We start from the raw sequence: 20,591 nt of genomic DNA, 5'->3' as shown, positions 1-20,591 counted from the left end.
GATTCGAACCCCCGATACGTTGCCGTATACACACTTTCCAGGCGTGCTCCTTCAGCCACTCGGACACCTCACCATATTGTATTGCTGCCTGACCGCTTGGGGGGCAACGGGGCGCTACTATAGGGAGTTGCGCCAAAACGGTCAAGCAGAATTTACGCTTTAATTATCGTTTGGTTACGCAATGAACATATTCCCTGCCCTGGGGGAGCAGGGAATACGATTAGCGCTGTGAATCCAGTATCTCACCGTTTTTCACCACTTCCTGCGCTTTGCTGTAACTCTCGATCAACAACTGATATGCCGGGAACACTTTGGTGTAGACCTCAGCCCACTCTGCTGCGTCTTCACGGTTCCAGGTGCTCTGCAACTCGGAAGCCACTGCGGCGGTATCCATCGGTACGACGCCCGCCTGAACAACGCGTGCCAGCGTGATTTCCTGGGCCATTTTGCTGTAGGTGCCGGAAGCATCAATGACAGCAAACACTTTATAACCTTCCGCGACTGCGCTAATCGCCGGGAATGCCATGCAAACGCTGGTAATCGTGCCGGCGATGATCAGTGTTTTACGGCCGGTCGCTTTTACCGCCTGGACGAAATCAGCGTTATCCCAGGCGTTGATCTCGCCTTTACGGGCAATATACTGCGCGTGTGGTGCATTGGCGTGGATCTCCGGGATCAGCGGGCCGTTCGGTCCCTGCGGTACAGATGCCGTCGTAATGACCGGCATCTTCGACAAGGTTGCCATTTTGGCCAGCGCGGCCGCACGGGCGCGCAATTCAGGCATTGGCATATCACCAACGGTCTGGAAAAGCCCGCTCTGGTGGTCGATTAACAGCATAACGGAATCGTTAACGTCAATTACCGGGCGCAAACCATTAAAATTAGCAGGACTGGACATATTGTGTACTCCTCAATGTTTTCAGATTTGGCCAAAACGGCCGGAGTTGAAATCGCGTACGGCTTCTGCGATTTCTTGTTTTGTGTTCATGACAAATGGGCCGTAACCGACAATGGGTTCATTCAGTGGCTCGCCCGACAACAGCAGAACGCTGGCATCGCTACTGGCTTCGAGATACAGGTTTTCACCTTCCTGGCTTAACACCACCAGTTGCGCTTCATTTACCGGTGTTGTGCCATTCACCGTAATACTTCCTTTCAGGACGACCAGCGCGGTGCTCCACCCTTCAGCGACGGGCAGCGTAAGATGACGATCGCGTTGCAGGCGCATATCCCAGACATTCAACGGCGAGAAGGTATGCGCCGGGCCTTTCACATCCTGATAGCGGCCCGCAATAATGCGCGCGGTTCCGGCTTCGTCAGGCAGCGTTACGGCAGGGATGAGATCGCTGCTGATGCTTTGATAACCCGGCACCGCCATTTTGTCTTTCGCGGGCAGGTTCACCCACAGTTGCACCATTTCCAGCTTGCCTCCCTGTTGGGTAAAGGCTGAAGAATGAAACTCTTCATGCAAAATGCCTGCGCCTGCGGTCATCCACTGCACATCGCCAGGGCCGATGACGCCGCCGCGGCCTGTTGAATCGCGGTGCTCAACTTCGCCGCTGTAAACAATCGTGACGGTTTCAAAGCCGCGATGCGGGTGTTCTCCCACTCCACGTTTTTCGTTTTCGGCGCCAGGGGCAAAGGTATGCGGCCCGGCATAGTCCAGCAGCAGGAACGGGCTTAACTGCTCTGCATGGGACTGATAAGAGAAGAGCGAACGAACCGGAAATCCATCGCCAACCCAGTGCGGGCGAGGTGCGGTATAGACGCCTGTAATCTGTTTCATGGTGGTCTCCTCGGTGGCGTTGTCTTGATGTAAATAAGCTTATATCTATGACAATGATCTGAGTAGTCGCTAAAATAGACCTTACCGTTCTATAAACAGGACAATGTAATGACAAAACCGGATCTCAATGATTTTGCGTGGTTTGTTCATGTCGTCGAGGAGGGGGGATTTGCGGCGGCAGGGCGAGCGCTGGATGAACCAAAGTCAAAGCTTAGCCGACGTATTGCGCAACTGGAGGAACGGCTGGGCGTTCGCCTTATTCAACGAACCACGCGGCAATTTAATGTCACTGAAGTCGGGCAGACCTTTTATGAACATTGTAAGGCAATGCTGGTGGAAGCACAGGCGGCGCAGGATGCGATAGCCGCCTTACAGGTCGAGCCGCGCGGCATTGTAAAACTGACATGTCCAGTGACGTTGCTACATGTTCATATCGGCTCAATGCTGGCGAAGTTTATGGCGCGTTATCCCGATGTGTCGTTACAACTTGAAGCAACCAACCGCCGTGTTGACGTGGTTGGCGAGGGCATTGACGTTGCAATTCGCGTCCGGCCGCGTCCTTTTGAAGACAGCGATCTGGTGATGCGCGTGCTGGCGGACAGGGGGCACCGTTTGTTTGCCAGCCCGACATTGGTACAGCGTATGGGGAATCCTTCTTCGCCAGCAGAACTGCATCACTGGCCCGGACTGAGCCTGGCTTCAGGTAAACATATCCACCGCTGGGAACTCTTTGGTCCACAGGGCGCGCGTGCTGAAGTTCACTTTACACCGCGTTTGATCACTACAGACATGCTGGCGCTGCGTGAAGCGGCCGTTGCGGGCGTCGGCCTTGTTCAGTTACCTGTTTTAATGGTGAAAGACCAACTGGCTGCGGGGGAGCTGGTTGCCTTGCTGGAAGGATGGGAACCCAGAAGAGAGGTGATTCATGCGGTGTTTCCGTCCCGCCGTGGATTGTTGCCGTCCGTACGCGCGCTGGTGGATTTTTTGACAGAAGAGTATGCACGGATGGTGGAGGATTAAAACAGAGCGCAATATACTCTTTTTTATTTTATGTAACTAACTTATTGATTTTATTTTATATATAAACCTGAGTGAAAAAGTGGCTGACAGGAAGACGTTGCGTTTTTCTTCAATAAATCAACGTGATTGTCTGATATTATTCCTGTTCACTGCCGTACAGGTAGCTTAGAAATTCCCAGGCGACGAACGCGCGGAGTTGTCAGGGTTCACTGCCGTACAGGTAGCTTAGAAAAGCCCGGTAACACCAAAAATTTCCTGGTTCGAGTTCACTGCCGTACAGGTAGCTTAGAAAATGCCGGGTTGTCAGTCCATGCCCACTTAAACGTTCACTGCCGTACAGGCAGCTTAGAAAGGGCAGGGCATACAACAGCAATGGCAGATGAAGTTCACTGCCGTACAGGCAGCTTAGAAAAACAGGCGTGGAGAACCACGGCGGAACGCTCCGTTCACTGCCATACAGGCAGTTCAGTATTTAATGTAGAAGGAAGGGACGCAGCGGGGAATAAAAATAACGTTAATTCGCATCAACGGTATTCATGCAGGAAAGGGACAACAAAAAGGCCGGATAAACCGACCTTTTTTTATCTTTACGCCACCCGGGCGTGAAAACAATCAGCGACTACGGAAGACAATGCGGCCTTTGCTCAGGTCGTACGGGGTCAGTTCAACAGTCACTTTGTCGCCCGTCAGGATGCGGATGTAGTTTTTACGCATTTTACCGGAGATGTGTGCAGTAACCACGTGACCGTTTTCTAATTCTACGCGGAACATGGTATTAGGTAACGTTTCGAGAACGGTACCCTGCATTTCAATATTGTCTTCTTTGGCCATCTAATCCTCTGGGGTATCACTACCGTAATTTGAACCGGCAAGATAATGCCGAAGTTCTTTAAATAAGTAAAGATTTGCGCGTTTAAAACGCAGCAAATCAGGTTTGGCGCATTACTCCGAAAAACACGGCAAAGCCGCACTTGAAGCGCAACGTATAAGGGAGCGATGAGATAAACGATGGGCGTTACCTGACGCGAACGGTTCCTTAACGGCGGCGGGGTAATGGGCATAACCTGCTCTGCGGCACAATTATAACACCCTGACAAAAAATGTGCCGAAAACATTCACGCCTGAGGTGAAAATAACGTGCGCGGCACCCAGAAATGACCCGGTAATCGCTGTTGCCGTAATGATCCCAGATGCTCAAGGTATTGCCTGCGGGGAATTTCGACAGCGCCAAGCGATGCCGTGTGGTTATTCAGCACCTGGCAGTCGATTAATTTTCCACCCTGACGAATAAATTCAGCGCAAAAAACAAGCAGCGCGGTTTTGGAGGCGTTCTCCTGGCGACTGAACATCGATTCGCCGCAAAACAGGGTGCCTTGCGAAACGCCATACATGCCGCCGACGAGCGCGTTGTGTCGCCATACTTCGATGGAATGCGCATGCCCCAGCTCATGTAAGCGGTGATACGCTTCCACCACATCGCGCGTGATCCAGGTTCCTTCGTCACGATCGTTGGCGCAGCCTTCAATAACCTGACCAAACGCATAATTAAGCGTGACGCGATAGGGCGATCGTTTGTGAAAACGCTTCATGCTGCGGCTGATGTGTAATGTTTCAGGCTGCAAAATAGCGCGAGGATCGGGTGACCACCAAAGAATCGGGTCGCCCGGTGAAAACCACGGGAAAATACCCCGCTGATAGGCCATCAATAAGCGGGCAGGGCTGAGATCGCCACCAAGCGCCAATAAACCATTGGGTTCACGTAACGCGCCTTCCGGCGAGGGGAAGGCGATTGAGTGGCGAGAAAGCTGAACCAGGCGCATGACCGCAGAACTCCAGTACGCAAGTCGGATCGTTCAATAATAGCTTACAGACGTTGCTTAAACTGGTAATAACGACCCTGCCTGGCTAACAGATCTGCGTGATTACCTTGCTCAATAATTTGTCCGTTGTCCATCACTATTATTTGATCAAAACGCGACAGCCCGCGCAGACGGTGCGTGACCATTAAAACGGTTTTCCCGCGCATAACCTCTGCCAGCAATTCAAGCATCTGGCTTTCGGTTGTCGCGTCCAGCCCCTCAGTGGGTTCATCGAGCAGCATGAGCGGCGCATCGTGCAGCAGGGCACGGGCGATAGCCAGACGACGAAGCTCACCGCCTGACAGCTGACGTCCGCCTTCGCCTAGCCAGCTGTTAAGTCCGCCATCCTCCAGCAGCTTTTCCAGCCCGACACGGCGCAGCATCTCTGAGAGCGTATCGTCGTTTGCGTCTGGCGCTGCCAGCAGCAGGTTGTCACGCAATGTGGCGCTGAACAGGTGTACTCGCTGCGACACCACGCTAATGGTGCGACGCAGGGCCGCTTCATCCAGCGTTGAAATCGGTTGGTCGTTAAGCAGAATATCGCCGCTCTGCGGGTCCCAGGCGCGGGTGAGCAGTTGCAGCAATGTCGATTTCCCGCAGCCAGTGCGTCCGAGAATAGCGATATGTTCTCCAGGCGCGACTTGCAGAGAAAGGGCATCCAGCGCTTTTTGAGGCTGCTCCGGGTAACTGAATGAAACGTCACGCAGCGTCAGCGTTACCTGCCGGGGAGTCGCTGCTTCGCCATCCGGGAAGGTCACTTCAGGCTGCTGCTCGGTCAGTTCGGTAATACGCAGCGCAGAGGCGATGACCTGGCCAAGATGTTGAAACGCGCCGGTAACGGGGGCAAGCGCTTCAAATGCCGCCAGTGCGCAAAAGACAAACAGCGCTATCAGCGCGCCAGGCTGGCTGTTATCGCCGACGCCGCCGGAAGCCATCCATAACATCAGCATTACCGCCAGTGCGCCAATAAGCAGCATTAAGGCCTGGGATAGCGCCGTTAATTCAGACTGACGTCGCTGGGCTTCATGCCACTGTAATTCCGTGGCTTCCATTTGCGCCCGATAGCGCGAGCTGGCGCCAAATATTGTCAGTTCCGCCTGACCCTGTAGCCAGGCGGTTAACTGCTGGCGATACTGACCGCGTAAATGGGTTAGGTTCTGCCCGGTGCTTTTTCCGGCGCGATAGAAGAGCGGCGGCATAATAAACAGCGTCAGCAGCATAATGCCGCCCAGCGTAATCGCAAGGGTGAAATCGAGAACACTTAGCCCCAGCGTGACCACCATAATCACCACAAACGCGCCAACCAGCGGAGAGATAACGCGCAGGTAGAGGTGATCCAGCGTGTCGACATCGGCGACGACGCGGTTCAGCAGCTCGCCCTGACGATAGCGGGCAAGACCGGCGGGGGAGAGCGGCAGCAGCTTGCTGAACGTATGAATACGCAAATGTTGCAATACGCGGAAGGTGGCGTCATGGCTGACCAGACGCTCGAAATACCGGCCCGCAGTACGGGTGATCGCCGCACCGCGTACGCCAGCAGCCGGCAGCATGTAGTTAAAGCTATAGATACCCGCCACACCGACTACGGCTGAAGCGGAGAGGAACCAGCCAGAGAGCGTCAGCAAACCGATACTGGCCAGTAGCGTGACGATGGCCAGAATAATACCGAGCGTTAACATCCACTTATGACGTTTATACAGCGTCAGATACGGTAGCAAGGCGCGCATTTAAATGTCCTCCTGACGATGAGCCAATAGTGTCGCAAACGCGCCGTTGGCGCTGCTGAGTTGGGCATAATCACCTTGCTCGATGATCTGCCCATCCTGCATAACCCAGATCACGTCCCAGTCGGCAAGATCTTCTAACTGATGCGTTACCATCAGCGTGGTCTGGCGTTTTGATGCGGCATTCAGCGCCTGCATTACACGCTGTTCGCTGTGGGCATCCAGACTGGCGGCGGGTTCATCCAGCAACAACAATTTGCAGGGATTCAGCAGGGCGCGGGCAACCGCAACCCGCTGCGCCTGACCGACGGAAAGGCGACCCGCGTGATCGCCAGTCGGCGTGTCTACACCTTGCGGCAGCAGAGGTAAAAACTCACTGACCCAGGCGCTGTCGAGAGCCGCCTGTAACGCTTGTTCACTGGCATCCGGGCGGGCAAGCAGGACGTTTTCACGGAGCGTGCCTGCCGGTAATTGTGGGTTTTGCCCCACCCAGGAGAGATGTTTTCGCCAGGATTCCGGGGATAAATCACGAAGTTCAACGCCGTTAATGCACAGGGAGCCCTGATAAGAGAGAAAGCCAGACAGCGCGTTTAACAGTGAACTCTTTCCTGAACCGCTGCGACCAACCAGTACGGCGCGCTGGCCTGCGGCCAGTGTGAAATTCAGCGGTCCGGCAAGCGGTTTACCTTCCGGCGAGGTAATTATCAGATCCTGCGCTTCAAGGGTTACCGGTTCTTTCCCGGAAAGTTCGACATCACCGCGTTCCGGGTGAGCGAGAGGCGTTTCCATAAAGGTTTTCAGGCTGTCAGCCGCACCTACCGCCTGCGCTTTGGCATGGTAAAAGGTGCCCAGATCGCGCAGTGGCTGGAAAAACTCCGGCGCCAGAATCAGCGCCAGGAAGCCGGCGGCAAGCGTGACGCCTGTCCCGTAATGGCCGAAATTAAGTTCGCCGAGGTAGGAGAAACCGAAATAAACCGCGACCAGCGCAATGGACAGCGACGTGAAGAACTCCAGTACCCCGGAGGATAAAAAGGCGAGACGCAGGACTTCCATTGTGCGCTGGCGAAAATCTTGTGAAGCGACACGAATGCTTTCCGTTTCTGCTTCACCGCGCCCGAAGATGCGCAGCGTCTCCATACCGCGTAAGCGGTCGAGGAAATGCCCGCTCAGGCGGGCAAGCGCCTGGAAATTACGGCGGTTAGCGTCGGCGGCGCCCATTCCCACCATCGCCATAAATAATGGGATCAGCGGTGCGGTGCCGAGCAAAATCAGCGCGGCGGCCCAGTTTGACGGGAAGATCGCCGCCACAATCAACAGGGGAACGCAGACAGCAAGCGCCATTTGCGGCAGATAGCGGGCATAGTAATCATGCATATCGTCAATCTGCTCCAGCACCAGCGTCGCCCAGCTACCAGCCGGTTTACCCTGAATCCAGGCTGGCCCTGCCTGTTGCAGGCGATCCAGCACCTGGCGGCGGATCTCAAATCGGATATGCTGCCCGGCATGAAAACCCACCCGCTCGCGCAGCCAGACCACCCAGGCGCGCAGGACAAACACCAACATCAGTACGATGAAGGGGAGCAGGAGGGCTTCGCGGGGAATATTGTCCATGATCATATGCTGGAGAATGCGAGCCATGATCCAGGCCTGAGCGACAATCAGTACGCCACTCACGAAACCCAATAGGCGTGAAATGTTCAGCCAACGTTGGGAAATTACACTTTGCTGTTTTAACCAGCGGGTCAATTCTTTTTGACGGGTTTTATTCATTGCACGCTTAGCAGGTGAGTTATCGGAATTTTTGGCACGGCAATGTTACAACGGGGCAAAAATAAAGGCGACTTATAGTCGCCTTTTTTACTTTTGTTACTGATTTGTAAAAACTATTTGCACGCGTCAGCCAGACCGTCAAGGTAGCGTTCAGCGTCCAGCGCCGCCATGCAACCTGTGCCCGCTGAGGTGATTGCCTGACGATAAATATGGTCCATCACGTCGCCTGCGGCGAACACGCCGGGAACGCTGGTCTGCGTGGCGTTACCGTGGATGCCGGACTGGACTTTGATATAGCCGTTTTCCAGTTCGAGCTGACCTTCAAAAATCGCAGTGTTCGGGCTGTGGCCGATGGCGACAAACAGGCCTGCAACGTCAAGGGATTCAATGTTGTCCGGGTTTTGCGTATCACGCAGACGCAAACCGGTAACGCCCATCTGATCGCCGGTCACCTCTTCCAGAGTGCGGTGGGTGTGCAGCACGATGTTGCCGTTTTCCACTTTATCCATCAGGCGCTTGATCAGAATTTTTTCGGCGCGGAAGCCGTCGCGACGGTGAATCAAATGCACTTCAGCGGCGATGTTCGCCAGGTATAACGCTTCTTCAACCGCCGTGTTGCCGCCGCCGATGACCGCGACCTTCTGGTTGCGGTAGAAGAAACCGTCGCAGGTGGCGCAGGCAGATACGCCACGGCCTTTAAATGCTTCTTCAGACGGCAGGCCGAGGTAGCGTGCGGAAGCGCCGGTTGCGATGATCAGCGCATCGCAGGTGTATTCACCGCTGTCGCCGGTCAGGCGGAAAGGACGGTTTTGCAGATCCACGCTATTGATGTGATCGAAGATGATTTCAGTATCAAATTTCGTCGCATGTTCGTGCATGCGCTCCATCAACAGCGGGCCGGTCAGATCGTTCGGATCGCCAGGCCAGTTTTCCACTTCCGTCGTGGTGGTCAGTTGACCGCCTTTCTCCATACCGGTAACCAGAACCGGTTGCAGGTTTGCGCGCGCAGCGTAGACCGCAGCGGTATATCCCGCCGGTCCAGAACCCAGGATAAGCAGTTTACTGTGTTTGGTCGTGCCCATGAGATCCCCATAGTTGTTGGCAGACAATGGGCAGGATTGTAGGGAATTTGCAGACGTAAAAAAAGAGTATAGCGATTTTGTTAACAATATGTGTAATAGCAGGAACCGATGAATGGGCGGATTTAGGGCTGCGATATAACGCTTTCTACTTAAAATCGGCCAGTTATAAGGTGATAAAATGACGATTTAGCGCCGCTCTTAATGAATAACTGGCATGTTGTACTAAAAATCGATGTTTTGCTTTGACAATCCCCTGCTGTTTTGCGAAAACATCTTCTGGAAGAAAAAAACAGTGTTATGTGTGTGCTGCATAATCATGCATATAAGCACCATGTTTACCGGGCTAGTGAAATCTACGCATGGCGTGGACAGACGCCATTCGTGATGTCGATAGCTGCCATCCGGCAACGGTCTTCTCACCATAGGCCCTGGCATTGCGCGCCGTTAATCCCTCTGGGTTCGGTCTATTGTGATGGGCATCGACTCTGAACAGTGATGTTAGTAGAGTCAGGCAGGAGTAGGGAAGGAATACAGAGAGACAATAATAATGGTAGATAGCAAGAAGCGCCCTGGCAAAGATCTCGACCGTATCGATCGTAACATTCTTAATGAGTTGCAAAAGGATGGGCGTATTTCTAACGTCGAGCTTTCTAAACGAGTGGGACTTTCACCGACGCCTTGCCTTGAGCGTGTCCGTCGGCTGGAAAGACAGGGTTTTATTCAGGGCTATACGGCGCTGTTAAACCCGCATTATCTGGATGCATCACTTCTGGTTTTTGTTGAGATTACTCTGAATCGTGGCGCTCCAGATGTGTTTGAACAATTTAACGCCGCAGTACAAAAACTTGAAGAAATTCAAGAGTGTCATTTAGTTTCCGGTGATTTCGACTACCTGTTGAAAACACGCGTGCCGGATATGTCAGCGTACCGTAAGCTGCTGGGTGAAACCCTGCTGCGTCTGCCTGGCGTGAATGACACACGTACTTACGTGGTAATGGAAGAAGTCAAACAGAGCAATCGTCTGGTAATTAAGACGCGCTAACACGGAACAGGTGCAAAATCGACGTAGTTTGATTACACTCCTGTTAATCCATACAGCAACAGTGCCGGGGCAACCCGGTGCTGTTGTCCGTTTTAGCATCGGGCAGGAAAAGCCCGAAACCTGGAGAGCCTTTTTTGAGCCAGGAATACACTGAAGACAAAGAAGTCACATTGAAAAAGTTAAGCAGCGGGCGCCGACTTCTGGAAGCGTTGCTGATCCTTATTGCCCTTTTTGCCGTCTGGTTGATGGCAGCCTTACTTAGCTTTAACCCTTCAGATCCCAGTTGGTCGCAAACCGCATGGCATGAGCCTATCCATAATTTGGGCGGAGCGCCGGGCGCGTGGCTGGCTGACACGCTGTTCTTTATCTTTGGCGTGATGGCCTACACCATCCCGGTGATTATCGTTGGCGGCTGCTGGTTTGCCTGGCGGCACCAGAGCAACGACGATTACATCGACTATTTTGCCGTGTCGCTGCGCATTATCGGCGTCCTGGCGTTGATTCTTACCTCCTGCGGATTAGCCGCAATTAATGCTGATGATATCTGGTACTTCGCGTCCGGCGGCGTCATTGGCAGCCTGTTAAGCACCACGCTTCAGCCTCTGCTGCACAGCAGCGGGGGAACGATTACGCTGCTGTGCGTCTGGGCAGCCGGTCTGACGCTCTTCACCGGCTGGTCCTGGGTGAGCATTGCAGAAAAACTGGGTGGCTGGCTGCTGAATATTCTCACCTTCGCCAGCAACCGTACTCGCCGCGATGACACCTGGGTCGATGACGACGAGTATGAAGATGATGACGAATACGAAGATGAAGCGGTGGGCGCACAGCGCGAATCCCGACGTGCGCGCATCCTTCGTGGCGCACTGGCGCGCCGTAAGCGGTTGGCAGAGAAGTTCAGCAATCCGCGTGGGCGACACACGGATGCGGCGCTTTTCTCCGGCAAGCGTATGGATGATGAAGACGATATCGAATACAGCGCGCGTGGCGTGGCTGCCGATCCTGATGATGTGCTGTTCTCCGGCCATCGTGCGACGCAGCCGGAATATGAGGAATACGATCCTCTGCTGAATGGGCATTCGGTCACGGAGCCTGTTGCCTCCGCTGCTGCGGCGACAACGGCAACGCAAGCCTGGGCGGCGCCTGCCGATCCGGTTATGTCTGCACCGTCGGTGCCGGGTGCTGAAACCGCGCCTGCGCAACCGGTGGTGGAATGGCAGCCTGTTCCGGGGCCGCAAACCGGCGAACCGGTCATTGCGCCCGCGCCGGAAAGTTATCCGCCGCAACCACAATATGCGCAGCCGCCCGCGCCACATCATGAACCGTGGCAGCAACCTGCGCCGACCGAGCCGCAAGCGCAGTATTACGCTGAACACGCGTATGAACAGCCTGTGCCGCAGGCGCAGGAACCTGCGGCGGAACAACCCTGGCACCCTGAGCCGGTTTATCAACACGAGCCGACTTTCGAGCCGCAGCCGGCTTACCCGCAGGAACCGGTTCAGGATACGTATTACCAGCAGCAGCCTGCTGTTGAGCCACCGTCTGCGGTAGAGCCTGAGCCTGTAGCAGAAGAAATTAAACCCGCCCGTCCGCCGCTCTACTACTTTGAAGAAGTGGAAGAAAAACGCGCGCGTGAGCGTGAGCAGCTGGCTGCGTGGTATCAGCCGATTCCTGAGCCAGCGAAAGCGCCGGAGTCGGTTAAACCATCGGCACCGACAGCAGCTTCTGTGCCGCCTGTTGAATCCGTTGCCGCGGTTGCGCCGTTGGCGGCAGGCGTCAAAGATGCAACGCTGGCCGCAGGCGCGGCGGCGGCATCCGCTGCACCTGCGTTTAGCCCGGTAAGCGGTGGTGCGCCACGCCCGCAGGTTAAAGAGGGGATTGGCCCGCAACTGCCTCGCCCTAACCGCGTTCGCGTTCCGACCCGCCGTGAGCTGGCCTCGTATGGCATAAAATTACCGTCTCAGCGTATCGCGGAAGAGAAAGCGCGTGCGGCGGGGCGTCATCAGTATGATGCCGAAACGCAGTATAGCGATGATGAAATTGATGAGATGCAGCAGGATGAGCTGGCACGTCAGTTCGCCCAGTCTCAGCAGCATCGTTATGGTTCCGAATATCAACATGATGCTCCTCAGGCAGAAGATGAGGATGCAGCAGAAGCTGAACTGGCTCGCCAGTTTGCCTCTTCGCAGCAGCAGCGCTATGCCGGGGAACAGCCTGCGGGAGCCCATCCGTTCTCGCTGGATGATTTTGAATTCTCGCCGATGAAAGCGCTGGTGGATGAAGGCCCGCATGAGCCGTTGTTTACTCCCGGCGTGATGCCTGAGCAGCCGGCCGCGCCGCAGCCGCAGCATCAGTCGCCGCAGCAGCAGTATCAGCAGCCGCAACAGCCGGTTGCGCCGCAGCCACAGTATCAGTCGCCGCAGCAGCCCGTCGCGCCACAGCAGCAGTATCAGCAGCCGGTTGCGCCACAGCAACAGTATCAACAACCACAGCAGCCCGTCGCGCCGCAGCAACCGTATCAACAGCCGCAACAACCGGCCGCGCCACAGCCGCAGGAAAGCCTGATCCATCCGTTGTTGATGCGTAATGGCGACAGTCGTCCGTTGCAGAAACCTACCACGCCGTTGCCGTCGCTGGATCTGCTGACGCCGCCGCCGAGCGCAGTGGAACCGGTCGATACTTTCGCGCTGGAACAAATGGCGCGCCTGGTCGAAGCGCGTCTGGCGGATTTCCGCATTAAAGCTGACGTGGTGAACTATTCCCCAGGGCCTGTTATTACCCGTTTTGAGCTGAATCTGGCGCCGGGCGTGAAAGCCGCGCGTATTTCTAACCTGTCACGCGATCTCGCGCGTTCACTGTCAACCGTTGCGGTACGCGTGGTAGAAGTGATCCCTGGTAAGCCTTACGTGGGCCTCGAACTGCCGAACAAAAAACGTCAGACCGTCTACCTGCGTGAAGTGCTGGATAACGCTAAATTCCGCGAGAATCCGTCGCCGCTCACCGTGGTGCTGGGTAAAGATATCGCTGGCGATCCGGTTGTGGCCGATCTGGCGAAAATGCCTCATCTGCTGGTTGCGGGGACGACGGGTTCCGGTAAATCGGTTGGGGTCAATGCCATGATCCTCAGCATGCTGTATAAAGCGCAGCCGGAAGACGTGCGTTTCATCATGATTGACCCGAAAATGCTGGAACTTTCGGTCTATGAAGGCATTCCACATCTGCTGACCGAAGTGGTTACCGATATGAAAGACGCCGCCAACGCATTGCGCTGGAGCGTTAATGAAATGGAACGCCGCTATAAGCTGATGTCGGCGCTTGGCGTGCGTAATCTGGCAGGCTATAACGAGAAAATTGCCGAAGCGGCACGGATGGGGCGTCCGATTCCAGACCCGTACTGGAAGCCGGGCGACAGCATGGATGCCCAGCATCCGGTGCTGGAAAAACTGCCGTATATCGTGGTTCTGGTCGATGAATTCGCCGATCTGATGATGACCGTCGGTAAGAAAGTTGAAGAGCTGATTGCGCGTCTGGCGCAGAAAGCGCGTGCCGCAGGTATTCACCTGGTGCTGGCGACTCAGCGTCCGTCGGTTGACGTTATTACCGGTCTGATTAAGGCCAACATTCCGACGCGTATCGCCTTTACCGTATCCAGTAAGATCGACTCACGCACGATCCTCGATCAGGGCGGTGCGGAGTCCCTGTTGGGGATGGGGGATATGCTTTATTCCGGCCCGAACTCAACCATGCCGGTACGTGTTCATGGCGCGTTTGTCCGCGACCAGGAAGTGCATGCGGTGGTGCAGGACTGGAAAGCGCGTGGTCGCCCGCAATACATTGACGGCATCACCTCGGATAGCGAAAGCGAAGGGGGCGGCGGCGGTTTTGACGGCGGCGAAGAGCTGGACCCGTTATTCGATCAGGCGGTGAGCTTTGTGACCGAAAAACGCAAAGCGTCCATTTCTGGCGTTCAGCGTCAGTTCCGTATCGGTTACAACCGTGCGGCGCGCATTGTCGAGCAGATGGAAGCCCAGGGCATTGTCAGCGAACAAGGCCATAACGGGAACCGCGAGGTGCTGGCGCCACCGCCGTTCGAATGATTGCAAAGATCGGTAAATAAATAAGAATTCAGTATTTTCTTCTTTCCTCATGCTGATTTTTGGCCTGGAATAGAGAGCAGAGGGAACTCCCCATCGGGAGTGACGTATTTTGAGGAATAATGATGAAAAAAATCGCAATCACCTGCGCATTACTCTCCGGCTTTGTGGTGAGCAGCGTATGGGCGGATGCCGCCAGCGATCTGAAAAGCCGTCTGGATAAAGTCAGCAGCTTCCACGCCAGCTTTACACAAAAAGTGACTGACGGCAGTGGCGCCGCCGTTCAGGAAGGCCAGGGCGACTTATGGGTTAAGCGTCCTAATCTGTTTAACTGGCATATGACGCAGCCCGACGAGAGCATTCTGGTCTCTGACGGGAAAACGCTATGGTTCTTTAACCCGTTTGTCGAGCAGGCAACGGCGACCTGGTTAAAAGATGCGACGGGCAATACGCCGTTTATGCTGATAGCCCGCAACCAGACCAGCGACTGGCAGCAGTACAACATCAAACAAAATGGCGATGACTTTGTGCTGACGCCAAAAAGCAGCAGCGGTAACCTGAAGCAGTTCACCATTAATGTGGGTCGTGACGGGACTATTCATCAGTTCAGCGCAGTGGAACAAGACGATCAGCGCAGCAGCTATCAGCTGAAATCTCAGCAGAATAGCGCTGTCGATGCATCAAAATTTACCTTTACTCCGCCGCAAGGTGTAACGGTAGACGACCAACGTAAGTAGAGGCGCATGAGTGAGCAATCTGTCGCTCGATTTTTCTGATAATACCTTTCAGCCACTGGCCGCGCGTATGCGGCCAGAAAATTTAGCGCAGTATATTGGTCAGCAGCATCTGCTGGCTGCGGGTAAGCCTTTGCCTCGTGCAATTGAGGCCGGGCACCTGCACTCGATGATTTTGTGGGGGCCGCCCGGTACGGGCAAAACCACGCTGGCCGAAGTGATTGCCCGCTATGCCAATGCTGACGTCGAACGCATTTCCGCCGTGACTTCTGGCGTAAAAGAGATCCGTGAAGCCATTGAACGCGCCCGCCAGAACCGTAATGCCGGGCGCCGCACTATTCTGTTTGTCGATGAAGTCCATCGCTTCAACAAGAGCCAGCAGGATGCGTTTCTGCCGCATATCGAAGACGGCACGATTACGTTTATTGGCGCGACGACCGAAAACCCGTCCTTCGAGCTGAACTCGGCTTTGCTGTCACGCGCCCGCGTGTATCTCCTCAAATCCTTAACGACTGAAGATATTGAGCAGGTACTGAATCAGGCGATGGATGACAAAGCGCGTGGTTATGGCGGCCAGGATATCGTTCTGCCGGACGAGACGCGCCGGGCGATCGCCGAACTGGTGAACGGAGATGCGCGTCGGGCGTTAAATACGCTGGAAATGATGGCAGACATGGCGGAAGTGGATGACAGCGGTAAGCGAGTATTATTGCCCGCATTACTGACCGAAATCGCCGGGGAGCGCAGCGCGCGCTTTGATAATAAAGGCGACCGCTTTTACGATCTCATCTCCGCATTGCATAAATCGGTGCGTGGTAGCGCCCCGGACGCGGCGCTTTACTGGTATGCCCGGATCATTACCGCTGGCGGCGACCCGCTGTATGTCGCCCGACGTTGCCTGGCGATTGCTTCTGAAGACGTCGGCAATGCCGATCCTCGCGCAATGCAGGTGGCGATTTCTGCGTGGGATTGCTTTACCCGTGTTGGCCCTGCGGAAGGGGAACGGGCGATAGCCCAGGCGATTGTTTATCTGGCCTGTGCGCCGAAAAGTAACGCGGTTTATACCGCGTTCAAAGCGGCGCTGGCCGATGCCCGTGAACGCCCGGATTATGACGTGCCTGTGCATCTGCGCAATGCGCCGACGAAACTGATGAAAGAAATGGGCTATGGCCAGGAATACCGCTACGCGCATGATGAGCCAAACGCCTACGCCGCAGGCGAGGTTTATTTCCCGCCGGAAATAGCACAAACACGCTATTATCATCCCACAAACAGGGGTCTTGAAGGCAAGATTGGCGAAAAGCTCGCCTGGCTGGCTGAACAGGATCAAAATAGCCCCACAAAACGCTACCGTTAGCGCGATCGTTGCGGTAATGTTGGCATTGTATCCCTGTGACTGCAGGCTGTGGTCACGTTTCCTATTTTAATTCGATAAGCACAGGATAAGCATGCTCGATCCCAATCTGCTGCGTAATGAGCCAGACGCAGTCGCTGAAAAACTGGCACGCCGGGGCTTTAAGCTGGATGTAGATAAGCTGCGCGCTCTTGAAGAGCGTCGTAAAGTTTTGCAGGTCAACACGGAAAACCTGCAAGCAGAGCGTAACTCTCGATCGAAATCCATCGGCCAGGCGAAAGCGCGCGGGGAAGATATCGAGCCTTTACGTCTGGAAGTGAACAAGCTGGGCGAAGAGCTGGATGCGGCAAAAGCCGAGCTGGAGAGCTTACAGGCTGAAATTCGCGATATCGCGCTGACCATTCCTAACTTACCGGCTGATGATGTACCGGTAGGTAAAGATGAAAACGACAACGTTGAAGTCAGCCGTTGGGGAACCCCGCGTGAGTTTGATTTCGACGTCCGCGATCATGTGACGCTGGGTGAAATGCACGCCGGTCTCGACTTCGCGGCTGCGGTTAAACTGACCGGTTCTCGTTTTGTGGTAATGAAAGGGCAGATTGCCCGTATGCACCGCGCGCTGTCGCAGTTCATGCTGGATCTGCACACTGAACAGCATGGTTACAGTGAAAACTACGTGCCGTATCTGGTGAACCACGACACGCTGTACGGTACAGGGCAGTTGCCGAAATTTGCGGGCGATCTGTTCCATACTCGCCCGCTGGAAGAAGAGGCTGACAGCAGCAACTATGCGCTGATCCCGACGGCGGAAGTGCCGCTGACTAACCTGGTGCGTGATGAAATCATCGACGAAGATGCGCTGCCGATCAAAATGACTGCGCATACGCCATGCTTCCGTTCTGAAGCGGGTTCTTACGGTCGTGACACGCGCGGTCTGATCCGTATGCACCAGTTCGATAAAGTTGAGATGGTGCAGATTGTGCGTCCAGAAGAGTCAATGGATGCGCTGGAAGAGATGACCGGCCATGCTGAGAAAGTGCTTCAGTTGCTGGGTCTGCCGTACCGTAAAATCGTTCTGTGTACCGGTGACATGGGCTTTGGCGCATGTAAAACCTACGATCTCGAAGTATGGATCCCGGCGCAGAACACTTACCGTGAAATCTCTTCCTGCTCGAACGTATGGGATTTCCAGGCGCGTCGTATGCAGGCACGCTGCCGCAGTAAGTCCGACAAGAAAACCCGTCTGGTTCATACTCTGAACGGTTCCGGTCTGGCGGTTGGGCGTACTTTAGTTGCCGTGATGGAAAACTACCAGCAGGCTGATGGCCGCATCGAAGTTCCAGAAGTATTACGTCCGTATATGAACGGGCTGGAATATATCGGCTAATCCCCGCTTCTCTCTGCTTAAAAAGCGCCTCCGGGCGCTTTTTTTTATGCCTGTTTGACACCGGACAAGAATGATTACCCCTTTGGGGGTAATACTACCTTCGAATGAAGATTAGCATTTATCGCTGATTTTTCTCATATTCATTATATACAAAACTATATAGCGATTTATTCTTTATATAAATAACTACATAACGAAGTGTCTGGCTTTTATCAATCGTGAGCAAGCAAAGTGAGTCATCATGAAAACGAATATCCCCGATGCTGTACTGGCAGCTGAGGTAACTCGTCGAGGCCTGGTAAAAACGACAGCAATAGGCGGGCTGGCAATCGCCAGTAGCGCATTGACTCTGCCATTTACCCGGATCGCCAATGCGGCTGACGCTATCAGCCCCAGCGCATCCAGCGAAAAAATTATCTGGAGCGCTTGCACCGTTAACTGTGGAAGCCGCTGCCCGCTGCGCATGCATGTGGTGGACGGTGAAATCAAATATGTTGAAACGGACAATACGGGCGATGATAACTATGACGGTCTGCATCAGATTCGCGCCTGTCTGCGCGGGCGTTCTATGCGCCGCCGGGTTTATAACCCCGATCGTCTGAAGTATCCAATGAAGCGCGTTGGCAAGCGTGGTGAAGGTAAGTTTGAGCGCATCAGCTGGGACGAAGCCTATGACATTATCACCACCAATATGCAGCGTCTTATCAAAGACTACGGCAATGAATCCATCTATTTAAACTATGGTACGGGTACGCTTGGCGGCACGATGACGCGCTCCTGGCCGCCAGGAAAAACACTGGTTGCCCGGCTGATGAACTGCTGCGGCGGTTACCTCAACCACTACGGCGATTACTCATCCGCGCAAATTGCCGCCGGGTTAAATTACACCTACGGCGGCTGGGCGGACGGCAATAGTCCTTCCGACATTGAAAATAGTAAGCTGGTTGTGCTGTTTGGTAACAATCCGGGGGAAACCCGTATGAGCGGCGGCGGGGTAACCTATTACCTCGAACAGGCACGGCAAAAATCAAACGCGCGGATGATTATTATCGATCCGCGTTATACCGATACCGGCGCGGGTCGTGAGGATGAGTGGATTCCGATTCGCCCGGGTACGGATGCGGCGCTGGTAAATGCGCTGGCATACGTCATGATCACCGAAGATATGGTCGATCAGCCGTTCCTCGACAAATACTGCGTGGGTTATGACGAAAAAACCTTACCCGCCAGCACGCCGAAAAATGGTCACTACAAAGCCTATATTCTGGGACAGGGTAGAGACGGTATTGCGAAGACGCCGGAGTGGGCGTCGCAGATCACCGGTATCCCGGCGGCGCGCATTGTAAAACTGGCGCGTGAAATCGGTAGCGCCAAACCCGCTTACATCAGCCAGGGTTGGGGGCCGCAGCGTCATGCCAACGGCGAAATCGTTACTCGCGCAATCTCTATGCTGGCGATCCTGACCGGCAACGTCGGCATTAACGGCGGCAACAGCGGTGCGCGTGAGGGATCTTACGATTTGCCGTTTGAGCGTATGCCAACGCTGGAAAACCCGGTCGAGACCAGCATTTCGATGTTCTTATGGACCGATGCCATTGAGCGCGGGCCGGAAATGACGGCGCTGCGTGACGGGGTTCGCGGCAAAGATAAACTCGACGTTCCCATCAAAATGATCTGGAACTATGCCGGTAACTGCCTGATTAACCAGCATTCCGAAATTAACCGCACGCATGAAATTTTGCAGGATGATAAGAAGTGCGAAATGATCGTCGTTATCGACTGTCATATGACCTCTTCAGCGAAATATGCCGATATTCTGCTGCCGGACTGCACCGCTTCTGAGCAGATGGACTTCGCGCTGGATGCCTCCTGCGGGAACATGTCCTACGTTATTTTCACCGACCAGGCCATTAAACCGCGCTTTGAGTGCAAGACTATCTATCAGATGACCAGCGAGCTGGCGAAGCGTCTCGGCGTGGAGCAGCAGTTTACCGAAGGGCGTACGCAAGAAGAGTGGATGCGTCATCTGTACGAACAGTCGCGTCAGGCGATTCCCGAACTGCCGACATTTGAAGCATTCCGCAAGCAGGGCATCTTTAAGCAGCGCGACCCTGAAGGTCATCACGTTGCCTATAAAGCGTTCCGTGACGATCCGCAGGCTAATCCGCTGACAACGCCGTCGGGCAAAATCGAGATCTATTCGCAGGCGCTGGCAGAGATTGCGGCAACCTGGGAACTGCCGGAAGGCGATGTGATCGATCCGTTGCCGATCTATACGCCGGGCTTCGAAAACTACAGCGATCCGTTGACTAAAGACTATCCGTTGCAATTAACGGGCTTCCACTACAAATCTCGCGTGCACTCTACCTATGGCAACGTGGACGTTCTGAAAGCTTCCTGCCGCCAGGAGATGTGGATTAACCCGATGGACGCGCAAAAACGCGGCATCAGCAACGGCGACAAAGTGCGTATCTTCAACGGTCGCGGCGAGTTGCATATTGAGGCGAAAGTGACGCCGCGCATGATGCCGGGCGTCGTTGCGTTGGGCGAAGGCGCCTGGTATGACCCGGATGCAAAACGCGTGGATCAGGGGGGATGTATTAACGTCCTGACGACCCAGCGTCCTTCTCCTCTCGCTAAGGGGAATCCGTCCCATACGAACCTCGTTCAGGTTGAGAAGGTATAAGGAGTAACCGATGACAACCCAATATGGATTTTTTATTGACTCCAGTCGTTGCACCG

At 54.7% G+C, this 20,591-nt stretch carries 14 protein-coding genes and 1 CRISPR repeat array; of the genes, 7 read left to right on the top strand and 7 right to left on the bottom strand.

Annotation, left to right across the window (positions count from 1 at the left end):
* Positions 1 to 220: 220 nt before the first annotated feature.
* The gene (locus OGW17_RS13665; RefSeq protein WP_049011452.1) at positions 221 to 898 is read right to left on the bottom strand and encodes an isochorismatase family protein; all 678 of its coding nucleotides are present in this window, start codon (positions 896 to 898) and stop codon (positions 221 to 223) included.
* A gap of 21 nt (positions 899 to 919) precedes the next feature.
* Complete coding sequence (locus OGW17_RS13660) at positions 920 to 1,786, bottom strand: pirin family protein (RefSeq protein ID WP_012133046.1); 867 nt, start codon at positions 1,784 to 1,786, stop codon at positions 920 to 922.
* Between the two features lie 108 nt (positions 1,787 to 1,894).
* Between OGW17_RS13660 and OGW17_RS13655 the strand changes: the two genes are divergently transcribed.
* Positions 1,895 to 2,806 (top strand): LysR family transcriptional regulator, encoded by a 912-nt coding sequence (locus OGW17_RS13655; protein ID WP_071259516.1) that lies wholly within the window; start codon positions 1,895 to 1,897, stop codon positions 2,804 to 2,806.
* Positions 2,807 to 2,950: 144 nt separating this feature from the next.
* Positions 2,951 to 3,218: a CRISPR direct-repeat array (repeat unit 28 nt; unit sequence GTTCACTGCCGTACAGGTAGCTTAGAAA).
* Positions 3,219 to 3,418: 200 nt separating this feature from the next.
* Here OGW17_RS13655 and infA read toward each other — a convergent pair.
* The 5 genes from infA to trxB all read right to left on the bottom strand — a co-directional run bounded on the left by infA (position 3,419) and on the right by trxB (position 9,241).
* Positions 3,419 to 3,637 carry a translation initiation factor IF-1 gene (infA, locus tag OGW17_RS13650; RefSeq protein WP_001040187.1) on the bottom strand — a complete coding sequence of 73 codons (219 nt, stop codon included), beginning with the start codon at positions 3,635 to 3,637 and terminating at the stop codon, positions 3,419 to 3,421.
* Between the two features lie 284 nt (positions 3,638 to 3,921).
* Positions 3,922 to 4,626 carry a leucyl/phenylalanyl-tRNA--protein transferase gene (gene aat / locus OGW17_RS13640; protein WP_071259513.1) on the bottom strand — a complete coding sequence of 235 codons (705 nt, stop codon included), beginning with the start codon at positions 4,624 to 4,626 and terminating at the stop codon, positions 3,922 to 3,924.
* A 44-nt stretch (positions 4,627 to 4,670) separates the two neighbouring features.
* Positions 4,671 to 6,392, bottom strand: coding sequence for a heme ABC transporter ATP-binding protein/permease CydC (cydC, locus tag OGW17_RS13635; protein ID WP_071259510.1), 1,722 nt, complete (start codon positions 6,390 to 6,392; stop codon positions 4,671 to 4,673).
* Positions 6,393 to 8,159 (bottom strand): heme ABC transporter permease/ATP-binding protein CydD, encoded by a 1,767-nt coding sequence (gene cydD, locus OGW17_RS13630; RefSeq protein WP_071259507.1) that lies wholly within the window; start codon positions 8,157 to 8,159, stop codon positions 6,393 to 6,395.
* A 113-nt stretch (positions 8,160 to 8,272) separates the two neighbouring features.
* Entirely contained in the window at positions 8,273 to 9,241 is a 969-nt protein-coding gene (trxB, locus tag OGW17_RS13625; RefSeq protein WP_049011457.1) for a thioredoxin-disulfide reductase, read from the bottom strand.
* A 547-nt stretch (positions 9,242 to 9,788) separates the two neighbouring features.
* Between trxB and lrp the strand changes: the two genes are divergently transcribed.
* The 6 genes from lrp to dmsA all read left to right on the top strand — a co-directional run bounded on the left by lrp (position 9,789) and on the right by dmsA (position 20,535).
* On the top strand, positions 9,789 to 10,283 hold the full coding sequence (gene lrp, locus OGW17_RS13620) for a leucine-responsive transcriptional regulator Lrp (protein WP_000228469.1): 495 nt from the start codon (positions 9,789 to 9,791) through the stop codon (positions 10,281 to 10,283).
* 134 nt (positions 10,284 to 10,417) lie between these two features.
* Entirely contained in the window at positions 10,418 to 14,377 is a 3,960-nt protein-coding gene (gene ftsK / locus OGW17_RS13615) for a DNA translocase FtsK (protein WP_071259504.1), read from the top strand.
* A gap of 122 nt (positions 14,378 to 14,499) precedes the next feature.
* On the top strand, positions 14,500 to 15,111 hold the full coding sequence (gene lolA / locus OGW17_RS13610; RefSeq protein ID WP_047457794.1) for an outer membrane lipoprotein periplasmic chaperone LolA: 612 nt from the start codon (positions 14,500 to 14,502) through the stop codon (positions 15,109 to 15,111).
* Positions 15,112 to 15,121: 10 nt separating this feature from the next.
* On the top strand, positions 15,122 to 16,465 hold the full coding sequence (gene rarA, locus OGW17_RS13605) for a replication-associated recombination protein RarA (protein WP_024130481.1): 1,344 nt from the start codon (positions 15,122 to 15,124) through the stop codon (positions 16,463 to 16,465).
* 91 nt (positions 16,466 to 16,556) lie between these two features.
* Positions 16,557 to 17,849, top strand: a complete 1,293-nt coding sequence (gene serS, locus OGW17_RS13600; RefSeq protein WP_012133033.1) for a serine--tRNA ligase — start codon at positions 16,557 to 16,559, stop codon at positions 17,847 to 17,849.
* Positions 17,850 to 18,090: 241 nt separating this feature from the next.
* Complete coding sequence (dmsA, locus tag OGW17_RS13595) at positions 18,091 to 20,535, top strand: dimethylsulfoxide reductase subunit A (RefSeq protein WP_071259501.1); 2,445 nt, start codon at positions 18,091 to 18,093, stop codon at positions 20,533 to 20,535.
* Positions 20,536 to 20,591: the final 56 nt, after the last annotated feature.

The sequence above is a fragment of the Citrobacter sp. CK181 genome (genome assembly GCF_030333595.1).
Lineage (GTDB): Bacteria > Pseudomonadota > Gammaproteobacteria > Enterobacterales > Enterobacteriaceae > Citrobacter_B > Citrobacter_B koseri.
The sequence above is the reverse complement of the archived record's forward strand: the minus strand, read 5'-3'. Positions and strand labels throughout refer to the sequence as shown.